The organism is Sphingomonas bacterium (assembly GCF_903643035.1).
GTDB lineage: Bacteria > Pseudomonadota > Alphaproteobacteria > Sphingomonadales > Sphingomonadaceae > Sphingomonas.
The window spans coordinates 1-12,328 of the sequence record NZ_CAHJWW010000064.1 but is presented as its reverse complement, the minus strand read 5'-3'; the positions used below and the strand labels follow the sequence as shown (position 1 = coordinate 12,328).

Here is a 12,328-nt window from a genome sequence, read left to right as displayed (position 1 = left end):
TTCGTTGCTCATCGACGTGCCGGTCGGCGCGGTGACCGTCGAGTTGCCGGTGGCGGTCGCGGTCGCGCCCCTGCCCGTCCCGCCCGCCGACTGGCGGCTGCGCCACAAGACGAGCGATCGCGGCTTCTACGATGCGGCACGAGCGGCGGCGGGCAGCTTCGAGGTCGTGTTCGCGGACCCCGCCGGCCGGCTGACGGAGGGCAGCTTCACCAGCCTGTTCGTCCCCCGCGCCGGCATCCTGGTGACGCCGCCGCTAGGACTGGGCCTGCTGCCCGGCGTGCTGCGCGGCGAGCTGATCGATACCGGCCGGGCGGTGGAGGGCGAGCTGCGCGCGGTCGATCTTGCCGGCGGCTTCTTCGTCGGCAACGCGCTGCGCGGCCTCATCCCCGCGGTTGTCGCGCCGCCCGCGCCGCGGCTATAGGCGTGTCGTTCCCCGCGAAAGTCACGCCCATGCAGCAGTCCGCCGCGCTCGCGCGCATCAGCCCCTCGGCCACGCTGGCGATGACCAGCCGCGTGCTGGATCTGAAGCGCCAGGGGGTCGACGTCATCGGGCTCGGCGCGGGAGAGCCGGACTTCGACACGCCCGACCACATCAAGGAAGCCGGCATCCGCGCGATCCGCGACGGCCGGACGAAATACACCAACGTCGACGGCACGCCCGAGCTGAAGGCCGCGATCTGCGCGAAGTTCGCGCGCGACAACGCCCTTGCCTACACGCCCGACCAGATCAGCGTGAACGTCGGCGGCAAGCACACGCTGTTCAACGCGCTCGTCGCGACGATCGGCCCCGGCGACGAGGTGGTGGTGCCCGCCCCCTATTGGGTCAGCTATCCCGACGTCGTCCAGTTCGCGGGCGCGACGCCGGTGTTCGTGGGCGCCGGCGCGGACCAGGATTACAAGCTGACGCCCGGGGCGCTCGATGCGGCGATCGGGCCGCGGACGAAATGGGTGATCCTCAACTCGCCCTCCAACCCCACCGGCGCCGCCTACAGCGCCGACGAGCTGCGCGCGCTGGGCGCGGTCATCGCGCGGCACCCGGACGTGTGGGTGTTCGCGGACGACATGTACGAGCATATCGTGTACGACGGGTTCGAGTTCGCGACGATCGCGCAGGTCTGCCCCGAGCTGTACGAGCGCACGCTGACCGTCAACGGCTGTTCCAAGGCCTATGCGATGACCGGCTGGCGGATCGGCTTCGCCGGCGGGGCGTCGTGGCTCGTCAAGGCGATGGCCAAGCTCCAGTCGCAGTCGACGTCCAACCCCTGCTCCATCGCGCAGGCGGCGGCGGTGGCCGCGCTGGCCGGACCGCAGGATTTCCTCGCCGAGCGGGCGGCGGCGTTCCAGTCGCGCCGCGACCTGGTCGTATCGATGCTCAACCAGGCGGACGGCATCACCTGTCCCCGGCCGGAAGGCGCCTTCTACGTCTATCCCGCGATTGACGGCGTGATCGGGCGCACCAGCCCCAAGGGGCGGCTGATCGACAGCGACGAGGCGTTCATCGGCTATCTGCTCGACGACGCCCGCGTGGCGGCGGTGCATGGCGCCGCCTTCGGCTTCAGCCCGGCGATGCGGATCAGCTACGCCACCAGCGAGTCGCTGCTGCGCGAGGCCTGCGAGCGTATCCAGACCGCCACCGCCGCGCTGCGCTGAGAGCGCCGTCCCGTTCTCCCGCGAAGGTGGAAACCCGCCTTCGCGGGGGAACCGGCCGAACGCCTGAAGGGTATAAGCGCCGGACAAGCCTTGATGACGATCGGGAATAGCCGGGGATCGCTGGACCGCCGCCGGCCCGTGCCTATATCGGTGGCATGACCCGTATCATCCTCCCCGCCCTCGGCCTCGGCCTACTTGCCGCCTGTTCCGCCGCACAGGCCCAGCATGCCGTGCCGCTGCCGCTCCCCGCGCATGATGTGCCCGCCTCCGCCTCGCCGCAGACCGCGGTGTTCGCCGGTGGCTGCTTCTGGACGCAGCAGGCGGTGTTCGAGAACGTGAAGGGCGTCGTCTCCACCACGGCCGGCTATGATGGCGGCACCGCCGGCACCGCGACCTATGACGATGTCAGCAGCGAGACGACGCGCCATGCCGAGTCGCTGCGCATCGTCTTCGACCCGCGCAAGGTCAGCTATGGTCAACTGCTGCGGGTGTTCTTCTCGATCGCGCACAACCCGACCGAGCTGAACCACCAGGGGCCGGACACCGGCGCCAGCTATCGCTCGGCGATCTTCCCGCAGACGCCCGCGCAACGCGCGGTGGCGCAGGCCTATATCGCGCAGCTCGGCGCAGCCCATGCGTTCCCGAACCCGATCGTCACGCATCTGGAAACCGGCACCTTCTATCCGGCCGAGGCGTACCACCAGCATTTCTACGACCGGAACCCCAATCACCCGTATGTGGTGATGTGGGACAAGCCCAAGGTCGCGGCGTTCAGGGCGGCGTTCCCGGCGCTGGTGCGGCAATAATCGTCGTCGTTCGAAGCCGTCGTCCCTAACAACCGTCATCCCAGCGAAAGCTGGGACCGCGTTGAGAGGAGGGCGTGGTGTCCCGGTCCAAGCGACCCCAGCGTTCGCTGGGGTGACAGGCAATGCTACGCCGCCAGCGGGAAGCGTAGCAGCCGGTCGGCGAGAGGCACCAGCGCCTCGCCCCCGCCGCCCGCCAACCCCAGGGCGCGGACGATCTCCGGGTGCGCGGCGTCGAGGCCTCCGGTCAGCGCGCCGAACGCGGGCAGCATCAGCTTGCTGGCGGTCGCGACGAAGCAGCGGCGCTGGATCAGCCTGCCGCGCACGCGTACGCGCAGCTTGGGATGGAAATGACCCGACAGCTCGGGCCGCCGCTCGGCCGGATCCGCCTCGTGCCGCAGCACCACGCCGTCGACCACCGCCTCGTCGACCACCCGTCCGCCGCACCGGTCCACCAGCGCCGGGTCGTGGTTACCCGTGATCCAGGTCCAGTCGATGCCCCCCGCCAGCCGGCGCAGCGCCGCCTGCGCCTCGTCCGGCAACCGCTCGCAGCCGTCCGGATCGTGGAAGCTGTCGCCCAGGCACCACATCTCGCGCGCGCCGGTCGCGACCACCAGCGCCTCCAGCTCCGCCAGCGTCGCCAGCGTATCATAGGGCGGCAGCATCTGGCCGCGGATCGCGAACCAGCTCGCCTTCTCGAAATGCAGGTCGGCCACCATCAGCGCGCGGCGCGCGGGCCAGTAGAGCGCGCCCTGCGCCAGCGCGCGCCACTCCCGACCACCGAACGAAAAGGGAACCATGCCGCCGCCATGCCGCAAGCCGGCATGGGGAGCAACGCCGGCCCGCGAATCGATCGCGACCGGCCGACCACGATCCGCCGTACGCCGGACCCGGCCTGCCGCGCCGCAGTATCCGCTTGCGTCGCTTGTCCATCGGCGTACAGCGCGCCGTCCCCGTCAAGGAAGCCGTGCCGCTCGTGTCGTCCTCCGTGTCGCCTGCCGTCGACATGGCCATCGACGACCAGCACTCGCCCACGCCGCTCGCGCTGCTGACCATCGGCGCGCTGGGCGTGGTGTTCGGCGACATCGGCACCAGCCCGCTCTATGCGTTCCGGGACGCGCTGACCCCGGCGGCGGCCGACGGCATCGACCCGGCCGAGATACTGGGCGTGCTGAGCCTCGCGCTGTGGGCGCTGTTCCTGGTCGTGACGGTCAAATACGTCCTGTTCCTGATGCGGGCCGACAACGAGGGCGAAGGCGGCGTACTGGCGCTGGCGGCGCTCGCCCGGCGCGCGCTGGGCTGGCGGGCGCGCGCCGCGCTCCTGCTCGGGGCGGCCGGAGCGGCGCTGTTCTACGGCGACGCGATCATCACCCCCGCGCTGTCGGTGCTGTCGGCCGTGGAAGGGATGCAGACGATCCCGTCGACCGCGGCGTTCTTCGACCAGAACATGGTGCTCGCCGTCACGATCACGATCCTGGTCGGCCTGTTCGTGATCCAGTCGCGCGGCACGGCGGACATCGCGCGGCTGTTCGGCCCGGTGTGCATCCTCTGGTTCCTCACCATCGGCGGCCTCGGGCTGTGGCACATCGCCGACGAGCCATCGATCTTTCGCGTGCTGCTCCCGACCTATGGCGTCGAGTTGCTGATGACGCATGGCGTCACCGGGCTGTTCGTGCTGGGCGCGGTGTTCCTGACCGTCACCGGGGCGGAGGCGCTGACCGCCGACATGGGGCATTTCGGGGTGAGGCCGATCCGCATCGGCTGGTTCTTCCTCGTCGCGCCCTCGCTGGTGCTCAACTACATGGGCCAGGGCGCGTTCGCGCTCGCCGCGCTCGAGCACGCCAAGGCGGCGCACGTCCCGTTCATCAACCAGAGCTGGTTCTTCCTGATGGCGCCCGAGCCGGTGCGCGGCGGACTGATCGTGCTGGCGGGGCTGGCGACGATCATCGCCAGCCAGGCGGTCATCACCGGCGCCTATTCGCTGACGCAGCAGGCGATCCAGCTCGGCCTTCTTCCGCGCCTGCGGATCCGCAATACGTCGGCGACGAGCTCGGGGCAGATCTACCTGCCCGCGATCAACTGGCTGCTGATGATCGGCGTGCTGGTCCTGGTCGTCCAGTTCCGCACCTCCTCGGCGATGGCGGCGGCGTACGGGATCGCGGTGACGGGCACGATGGTCATCACCACCTGCCTGGCATATGTCGTCGTCCGGCACCGCTGGAGCTGGTCGCGACCGCTCGCCGTCGGCGTGATCCTGCCGTTCCTGACGCTCGACATCGTCTTCTTCGGCGCCAACATCCTGCGCGTCGTGGAGGGAGGATGGGTGCCGCTCGCCGTCGCCGCGGGGATCGGCACCCTGATCTACACCTGGGTGCGCGGACGCAGCATCGTGGGCGAGTTCGAGCGCGGGCAGAGCATCCCGCTGGCCGACCTCGCCGCCGCGCTCGCCAAGCGCCCGCCCGAGCGGGTGGAGGGGACGGCGGTGTTCCTGACCGCCAATCCGGTCGGCGCGCCTGGCGCGCTGCTCCACAACCTCAAGCACAACAAGGTGCTGCACCAGCGCAACCTGATCGTGTCGATCCGCACCGCCAGCCGCCCGACGGTATCCGACGAACGCCGGCTGAGCGTCGAGCGGATCGACGATAATTTCTCGACCGCCGTCCTGAGCTACGGCTTCATGGAGTCGCCGGACGTGCCGCGCGATCTGGGGCTGGCGCGCAAGGACAAGGGCGGGCTGGTCGGCGATCCGGCGCGCACCTCGTTCTTCATCGGCCGCAACACGTTGAAGCCCGATGCCGAACAGGGCATGCCGCTGTGGCAGGACAGGATCTTCATGTTCCTGCAGCGCAATGCCAGCGACCCGACCGAGTTCCTGCGCATCCCGCCGGGCAAGGTGCTCGAGCTGGGCGAGCAGGTGACGGTGTAGCGTCGAGACGAAGCCGGGAGCCGACCATGCCGACCACCATCGCCCTTTCGCTGCTCGCCGCCGTCCAGGCGGGATCGCCGGCCACTCCGCCTGGGGCGGCCCCGCCGGCCACCGCGCCGCCGGTGGCGCTGTCGCCCGAGGCGGCGGACGAGCGGTGCCTCGCCGCCTTCGCCTATCTGGCGGGCGAGCCGGGCCAGGGCGCGCAGACCAGCCGTTACGGCACGCTGTTCTTCTACGGCAAGCTGATGGGCCGCGATCCGGGGACGGACCTTGGCGCCGGGCTTCGCCGCGTCGTCGCCGACATCGCCGGACACATGCAGCCGGAGATCGTCCGGTGCAGTCAGGAGGTCGAGGCCGCCGGCCATGCGATGGCCGCCGCAGGCACGGCGGCACAGGCAGCGCCGGTCCAGGCTCCCGCGGCGCGCTGAGCGGAGGCTGGCCTCAACCCGGCGGCCACCCCTCTCGCGCGCGCTGGTCGGCGAGCGCGCGGGGCAGCAACAGGCGAAGCTCGCGGTTCGCGAAATCGATCTCGACGCGGCGGAACAGCGCGAGCGCATCCATGCCGAGCATGATCGCGGGCCGGTCGGCGAGCCCGAAACGCGCGAACGGCGTCACGTCCGCCCAGGCGACCGGCAGCGCATCGATGACGAGGCCGCCGAGCCTCACCCGATCGATCCGCGTATAGTCCGCCGTCATGCTCTGCCCCAGCACCGACACGATCTCGATCGGTACCGGTGGATAGCCGCGCCTGCCCAGCCGCCGGCGCAACGCGCTGTTGCCGAGGCTCACGGCCGATCCGGTATCCAGGATCAGCCGCACCTTCGCGCCGCCGACCCAGGCGTCGGTGACGACGAGCTGGCCGAAGACGCTGCGCGCGCGCACCACGATCTCGCCGGGCGTGGACAGCTCGCGACGGCGGCGCCGGACCGAAGGCGAGACGGCCATCACCCGGCGATCGAAGTCGATGCTGAGCGACCGGTCCTGCAGCGTGTCGAGCCCCAGCATGCCGTCGGCGTCGAGGTTGGCGCGCAGCAGCGCCGGCGCCTCGATCCTGCCGCCGCCGAACGCCGCCGCCGTCCCGGTGGCGGACGGGGTGACACCGATCGAGGGGATGACGACAGTGCCGGCGGCGGCGGTCCCCGTCATCGCGGTCAGCCGCACGTCGTGGCCGGTCGCCAGGCCGAGCGTCGCCGCGAGCTCGCGGCTGATGACCGTGCGCTGCGCGCCCGTGTCGATCAGGAACCGGTACGGCCCCGCGCCGGCGATCGACACGGGCACCGTCATGCGCGAATCGACGCTCGTGAAGGCGACGAGCGTCGGATCGGTCGCCGACGGACCGGTAGCCGGGGCGACCGCAGTCGGCGCAGGCGCGGCGGGAGGAGCGTCCTGGGCGGCGGCCGGGGCGGCGAGGAAGAGCAGCGGCAGCAGGCGCGCGTGCATGACAAGGAGGATACGCTCCTGCACGGCCGGCCGCAATCGCCGGCTCAGTCGAGCGTCATCGCCTCCGCCGCCAGCGCCTCCGCCTCGATCAGCAGCGCGTCGTCGGCGCTGCCCGTCGCCACCTTCTCGCGTCCGATCAGCGTCAGCACCGGCACCGCAAGCGGCGTGACGCGCGGCAGGTCGACATGGACCATCGTCGCGGCCGCGCGGTCGAGCAGGCCCGCGAGCCGGCCGACGTCCGTCATCCGCGCGCGCGCGTCCGCCCACGCCGCCTCCAGCAGCAGGTGGCCCGGCTCATACTTGCGCAGCACGTCATAGATCAGATCGGTGGAGAAGCTCACCTGCCGGCCGGTCTTGCGCTTGCCGGGATGCTGGCGCTCGACCAGCCCGCCGATCACCGCCACCTCGCGGAACGCGCGCTTGAGCAACGCGGAGCTCTGGACCCAGTCGACGAACTCGTCCTCCAGCAGGTCGGGCGAGAACAGCGCGGCCGGGTCGGTCACCTTCTCCAGTCCATAGGTGGCGAGCGCATAGTCGTTGGACACGAAGCCGATGGGCTTCAGCCCGCGCGCCTCCATCCGCTGCGTGACGAGCATGCCGAGCGACTGGTGCGCGTTCCACCCCTCGAAGCTGTAGGCGACCATATACTGCCGTCCCTCGCGCGGGAACGTCTCGACCAGCAGTTCGCCGGGGCGCGGCAGGACGGAGCGTTTCGCCTGGAACTCCAGCCATTCGCGCACGTCGTCGGGAAAGCGCGGCCATTCCGCAGGCTCCGCGAGGAACCCGCGCACCCGGTCGGCGAGGTTGGTCGACAGCGGCATCCGGCTGCCGCCATAGGTCGGGATGCGCGCGGGCTTGCTCGTCGCGTGGACGACGAGGCTCTCCGTGTCCATCCGCTCGACCTCCAGGCTCAGCCCGGCGAAGAAGAAGGTGTCGCCGGGCGACAGCGTCGCGCCGAACCCTTCCTCGACGCGGCCGAGCGAGCGGCCATTCTTGAAGCGCACCTCCAGCATCGTCGCCTCGACGATGATGCCGGCGTTCATCCGGTGCTGCGCGACGAAGCGCGGGTGTGTCACGCGCCACAGCCCGTCGGCGTCCTGCACCAGCCGCCTGAAGCGGTCGTAGGCGCGCAGGCTGTAGCCGCCGTCGCGGATGAAGCCGAGCACGCGCGCGAACAGCTCGCCGGTCAGCGCGGAATAGGGCAGCGCGGAGCGCACCTCGTCCAGCAGTTCCGCCTCGCGGAACGGCCCGGCGCAGGCGATGCCCATCACATGCTGCGCCAGCACGTCGAGCGCGCCGGGCCGGAACAGGTCGGGGTCGAGCTCGCCCGCCTCCACCGCGTCGAGCGCGGCGCGCGCCTCCAGATATTCGAAGCGGTTGCCGGGCACGAGGATCGCCTCCGACGCCTCGTCCAGCCGGTGGTTGGCGCGGCCGATCCGCTGCAGCAGGCGCGACGAGCCCTTGGGCGCGCCCATCTGGATCACGCAGTCGACGTTTCCCCAATCGACGCCGAGGTCGAGGCTGGCGGTCGCGACCAGAGCGCGCAGCCGCCCGTCCGCCATCGCGCCCTCGACCTTGCGCCGCGCCTCCAGCGCGAGCGATCCGTGATGCACGCCGATCGGCAGCGACGTCGCGTTGACCTTCCACAGGTCCTGGAAGATCAGCTCGGCGAGGCTTCGGGTGTTGCAGAAGACGATGCTGGTGCGGTGCGTCTCTATCTCCGCCATCACCTGGCTTGCGGCATAGCGGCCCGAGTGGCCGGACCAGGGTATGCGGCCTTCGGGCAGCAGGATCGCTATGTTCGGGTCCGCGCCCGGCTCGCCCGCCACCAGGTCGACCGCATCGATGTCGCCATCGGGCGCGAGCCAGGCGCGATAGCCGTCGGGATCCGCCACCGTCGCCGACAGCGCGACCCGGCGACAGGCAGGTGCGAGCCGCTGGAGCCTGGCCATGCACAGGCTCAGCAGGTCGCCGCGCTTGCCGGTAGCAAAGGCGTGGACCTCGTCGACGACGATCGTGCGCAGCCCCGCGAACATGGCCGCCGCATCGGGATAGCTCAGCAGCAGCGACAGCGACTCGGGCGTCGTCAGCAGGATTTGCGGTGGCTTCGCGCGCTGGCGGGCCTTGCGGTCCGACGGCGTATCGCCGGTGCGCGTCTCCACCGCGATGTCGACGCCCATCTCCTCGATCGGCCCCAGGAGGTTCCGGCGGATATCGACCGCCAGCGCCTTCAGCGGCGAGATGTAGAGCGTGTGGAGCCCCCCTCCACCCTCCCTGGCGCGAGGCGGGTCGATGAGGTCGACCAGCGTGGGCAGAAACCCCGCCAGCGTCTTGCCCGCCCCCGTTGCGGCGACCAACAATGCGTGGCGCCCGGCCAGCGCCCGCTCCAGCATCTCGATCTGGTGACGACGCGGACGCCAGCCGCGCCGCGCGAACCAGTCGGCGAGCGGCGGGGGCAGGCCGGGTGGATCGGCGGCTATCGGGGTGTCTCGTCCTGCTCGGGCCGCTCGTCGTACAGCGCCCGCGTCGCATCCTCCGTCGCCCGCTCCTGCCGCGGCGTCTGCCGGTTGCGCAACGCGGCATAGGCGATGGCGGCGGCCAGGATGACGAAACCGAAGATGACGATGCCGCTCCAGCCGAGGCTGCCCAAGAACGATGTGGCCAAGACGGCGCTCCCATGGTGTGTCGCCCGGTCAACGAGCCGGGATCGCGATTCGATCCTGTCGGCGCCCCTGTCGGGGCCGGACCTGTCCGCGCCGGGTCTGTCGGCGCCGGGCCTGTTGGCACCGTCACCCCGCCGCGCCATATCGCTGGGATGGCGACGAACGGCGACAGGTTGGGCGACTGGATCGAGCCGCATCCGCACGGCATCTACGTCCGGCCAGCCGACGCCTGGATCGACCCGTCGCAGCCGGTCGCGCGCGCGCTCGTCACCCACGGCCATGCCGACCATGCGCGCGGCGGCCATGGCGCGGTTTGGGCGACGCCGGAGACGCTCGCGATCATGGACTGCCGCTATGGCGAGCAGGCCGGCCGTCCGGTCGCCTATGGCGAGACGATCCGGATGGGAGAGGTGGAGGTCGGCTTCGTCCCCGCCGGCCATGTGCTGGGCTCCGCGCAGATCGTGCTCGACTGGCGAGGCGAGCGGATCGTCGTCTCGGGCGACTACAAGCGTCGCGCGGACCCGACCTGTGCGCCGTTCGAGCCGGTGGCGTGCGACGTGTTCGTCACGGAGGCGACCTTCGCGCTGCCCGTGTTCCGGCATCCCGACACCGGCGACGAGATCGACAAGCTGGTCGCCGCGCTCCGCGCCAATCCCGATCGCTGCGTGCTCGTCGGCGCCTATGCGCTCGGCAAGGCGCAGCGGGTGATCGCCGAACTGCGCCTGCGCGGTCACGAGGCGCCGATCTACCTTCACGGTGCGCTCCAGCGGTTGTGCGACCTGTACGTGGACCAGGGCGTGCCGCTCGGCGAGCTCAGGCCCGCCGCGGGCGTCGCCAAGGCGGAGATCGCGGGCCATGTCGTGATGTGCCCGCCCGGCGCGCTTAACGACCGCTGGTCGCGGCGGCTGCCCGATCCGATCACCGCGATGGCGAGCGGATGGATGCGGGTACGCCAGCGCGCGCGCCAGAAGAACGTCGAGCTGCCGCTGATCCTGTCCGACCATGCCGACTGGGACGAGCTGATCGACACCATCGGCGAGATCGCCCCGCGCGAGGTGTGGGTGACGCACGGGCGCGAGGAGGCGCTGGTCCACTGGTGCGCCACGCGGCAGATCAAGGCGCGCGCGCTGGCGCTGGTGGGGTTCGAGGACGAGGACGACTGAGTTGCGGTGCCGGCCCGAAGCTCGTTCTTCCGCGAGTTTCCGAACGGACCCGAACAGGATGGCGCCCGGACCGAATCGCGGACGCCGCGCGTTGCGCCGGGATGATCCAGACCATCGCCGACCTCGACCGCATACGCGCGGAATGCCATCACCTCGTCACCAGCCGCTCGCTCGCCGCCGCCGGAGCGGCGGTGGTGCCGATCCCGGGGGCGGACATCGTCGCGGACATCGGCCTGCTGGCGAACATGCTGCCAGCGATCAGCCAGCGGTTCGAGCTGGACCACGAAAGCGTCGACAAGCTGCCGCCCGACGTCGCGCAACGCGTGCTGGTCGTCGCGGCGAGCCTGGGCAACAACGTCATCGGCCGGATGGTGACGCGCAAGCTGGCGGTCGCGATCCTGCGCCGTGTGGGCAAGCGCGTGGCCGCCGCGTCGGTCGCCAAATACGTGCCGGTGCTGGGCTCCGCGATCGCCGCCACGATCGGCTTCGGCGCCATGAAGCTCGCCGGGAACGCGCATGTCGAGGATTGCTACCGCACCGCGCGCGCGCTGATCGACGATCCCGGCCGCGCCGTCGCCCGGACCGCGGGCGCGGCGAAGTGACGGCTGCGGTCACGGAGCGCCGCTGCGATGTCGCGATCATCGGCGCGGGGACCGCGGGGCTGCACGCGTACAAGGCCGCGGTCGCGGCGGGGCTCGACACGCTCCTCATCGAGAAGGGGCCGGGAGGCTCCACCTGCACGCGCGACGGCTGCATGCCCTCCAAGCTGCTGATCGCCGCCGGGCGCACGGCGCACCTTGCACGTGGCGCGGCCGAGTTCGGGATCGGCGTGGCGTCGGTCGCCGTCGACGGACCGGCGGTGCTGGCGCGGATGCGGCGGATCCGCGACTTCTTCGTGCAGTCGATCCTGGACGACTATCACGCGATCCCCGACGACCGGCTGGTCCACGCGGAGGCGAGCTTCGACGGACCCGGAACCCTGGTGGCGGGCGACACGCGGATCGTCGCGCGGCAGGTGGTCATCGCGGTCGGCGCGAGCCCCGCCGTACCGCCACCGCTGAAGCCCGCCGGCGACCTCGTCCACACGCATGAGACGATCTTCGAGATCGCGGACCTGCCACGCCGGATGGCCGTCGTGGGGGCCGGGCCGCAAGGGATGGAGCTGGCGCAGGCGTTCTCCCGGCTGGGCGTGGTGGTGACGGTGCTCGACCACTCGAAGGCGGTCGGGCACCTCAAGGACCCGGAAGCCGCCGCGGCCGCCGCGGAGGCGTTCGCGGACGCGTTCGAGCTGCACCTGGGCGTCGATGTGTCGGCGGAGCCCGCCGGGTCCGGCGAGGCGACGGTCCGCTGGACGGGCGACAGCGAAGGCGAGGCGACGGTCGACTGCATCCTGGTGTCCGCCGGGCAGAAACCACAACTGGACGCGCTGAACCTCGCGTCGACGGGGCTGACGCTGGACGATCACGGCACGCCAACGTTCGACCATCGCACGCGCCGCTGCGGCGATGCCGCCAGCTTCAACGCCGGCGATGCCGCGATCTTCATCGCCGGCGACGCGAACGCCTGGCGGCCGGTGCTGCACGAGGCGGCGCGTGGCGGCCGGACCGCGGGCAATGGCGCGGCGGGGGAATAGACCGATGCGGGGCCGCCCTGGGGCTGTACGCAGGCAGGCCCGAAATCGGT

12 protein-coding genes are annotated in these 12,328 nt (G+C 71.3%); 8 read left to right on the top strand and 4 right to left on the bottom strand.

Annotated features, from left to right (window positions below):
* The 3 genes from HUV01_RS06075 to msrA all read left to right on the top strand — a co-directional run.
* A partial coding sequence (locus HUV01_RS06075) for an aminotransferase class IV (RefSeq protein WP_174297407.1) occupies positions 1-421 on the top strand: 421 nt, incomplete at its 5' end.
* 29 nt (positions 422-450) lie between these two features.
* On the top strand, positions 451-1,650 hold the full coding sequence (locus HUV01_RS06070; protein ID WP_174297406.1) for a pyridoxal phosphate-dependent aminotransferase: 1,200 nt from the start codon (positions 451-453) through the stop codon (positions 1,648-1,650).
* A gap of 155 nt (positions 1,651-1,805) precedes the next feature.
* On the top strand, positions 1,806-2,456 hold the full coding sequence (gene msrA, locus HUV01_RS06065) for a peptide-methionine (S)-S-oxide reductase MsrA (protein ID WP_174297405.1): 651 nt from the start codon (positions 1,806-1,808) through the stop codon (positions 2,454-2,456).
* 125 nt (positions 2,457-2,581) lie between these two features.
* Here the strand turns inward: msrA and pdeM are convergent, their stop codons facing one another.
* On the bottom strand, positions 2,582-3,253 hold the full coding sequence (pdeM, locus tag HUV01_RS06060; RefSeq protein ID WP_174297404.1) for a ligase-associated DNA damage response endonuclease PdeM: 672 nt from the start codon (positions 3,251-3,253) through the stop codon (positions 2,582-2,584).
* Between the two features lie 206 nt (positions 3,254-3,459).
* On the opposite strand from pdeM, the gene HUV01_RS06055 reads away from it, so the two are divergent.
* The gene (locus tag HUV01_RS06055) at positions 3,460-5,379 is read left to right on the top strand and encodes a potassium transporter Kup (RefSeq protein ID WP_174297409.1); all 1,920 of its coding nucleotides are present in this window, start codon (positions 3,460-3,462) and stop codon (positions 5,377-5,379) included.
* A gap of 26 nt (positions 5,380-5,405) precedes the next feature.
* Positions 5,406-5,807: a hypothetical protein gene (locus HUV01_RS06050; protein ID WP_174297403.1), complete on the top strand. Its 402-nt coding sequence runs from the start codon at positions 5,406-5,408 to the stop codon at positions 5,805-5,807.
* A 13-nt stretch (positions 5,808-5,820) separates the two neighbouring features.
* Here HUV01_RS06050 and HUV01_RS06045 read toward each other — a convergent pair whose 3' ends face one another.
* From HUV01_RS06045 to HUV01_RS06035, 3 genes are read right to left on the bottom strand one after another with little or no spacing between them, the layout of a single operon-like run.
* Complete coding sequence (locus HUV01_RS06045; RefSeq protein WP_254606415.1) at positions 5,821-6,843, bottom strand: retroviral-like aspartic protease family protein; 1,023 nt, start codon at positions 6,841-6,843, stop codon at positions 5,821-5,823.
* 20 nt (positions 6,844-6,863) lie between these two features.
* Positions 6,864-9,299 carry a ligase-associated DNA damage response DEXH box helicase gene (locus HUV01_RS06040; protein ID WP_174297408.1) on the bottom strand — a complete coding sequence of 812 codons (2,436 nt, stop codon included), beginning with the start codon at positions 9,297-9,299 and terminating at the stop codon, positions 6,864-6,866.
* The gene (locus HUV01_RS06035) at positions 9,296-9,484 is read right to left on the bottom strand and encodes a hypothetical protein (RefSeq protein ID WP_174297398.1); all 189 of its coding nucleotides are present in this window, start codon (positions 9,482-9,484) and stop codon (positions 9,296-9,298) included. The genes HUV01_RS06040 and HUV01_RS06035 overlap by 4 nt, the downstream gene beginning before the upstream one ends.
* Positions 9,485-9,634: 150 nt before the next feature.
* Here HUV01_RS06035 and HUV01_RS06030 point away from each other — a divergent pair, with 150 nt between their 5' ends.
* The 3 genes from HUV01_RS06030 to HUV01_RS06020 all read left to right on the top strand — a co-directional run bounded on the left by HUV01_RS06030 (position 9,635) and on the right by HUV01_RS06020 (position 12,278).
* Positions 9,635-10,645 (top strand): ligase-associated DNA damage response exonuclease, encoded by a 1,011-nt coding sequence (locus tag HUV01_RS06030; RefSeq protein ID WP_174297401.1) that lies wholly within the window; start codon positions 9,635-9,637, stop codon positions 10,643-10,645.
* Positions 10,646-10,746: 101 nt separating this feature from the next.
* Complete coding sequence (locus HUV01_RS06025) at positions 10,747-11,247, top strand: hypothetical protein (protein ID WP_174297400.1); 501 nt, start codon at positions 10,747-10,749, stop codon at positions 11,245-11,247.
* Complete coding sequence (locus tag HUV01_RS06020; protein WP_174297399.1) at positions 11,244-12,278, top strand: FAD-dependent oxidoreductase; 1,035 nt, start codon at positions 11,244-11,246, stop codon at positions 12,276-12,278. Before HUV01_RS06025 ends, HUV01_RS06020 begins: the two co-directional genes overlap by 4 nt.
* Positions 12,279-12,328: the final 50 nt, after the last annotated feature.

Excerpts from the sequence above, each read along its gene's own strand:
- msrA (WP_174297405.1), top strand. The coding sequence starts at position 1,806 with ATGACCCGTATCATCCTCCCCGCCCTCGGCCTCGGCCTACTTGCCGCC.
- HUV01_RS06070 (WP_174297406.1), top strand. The coding sequence starts at position 451 with ATGCAGCAGTCCGCCGCGCTCGCGCGCATCAGCCCCTCGGCCACGCTG.
- HUV01_RS06025 (WP_174297400.1), top strand. The coding sequence starts at position 10,747 with ATGATCCAGACCATCGCCGACCTCGACCGCATACGCGCGGAATGCCAT.
- HUV01_RS06050 (WP_174297403.1), top strand. The coding sequence starts at position 5,406 with ATGCCGACCACCATCGCCCTTTCGCTGCTCGCCGCCGTCCAGGCGGGA.
- pdeM (WP_174297404.1), bottom strand. The coding sequence starts at position 3,253 with ATGGTTCCCTTTTCGTTCGGTGGTCGGGAGTGGCGCGCGCTGGCGCAG.
- HUV01_RS06030 (WP_174297401.1), top strand. The coding sequence starts at position 9,635 with ATGGCGACGAACGGCGACAGGTTGGGCGACTGGATCGAGCCGCATCCG.
- HUV01_RS06055 (WP_174297409.1), top strand. The coding sequence starts at position 3,460 with ATGGCCATCGACGACCAGCACTCGCCCACGCCGCTCGCGCTGCTGACC.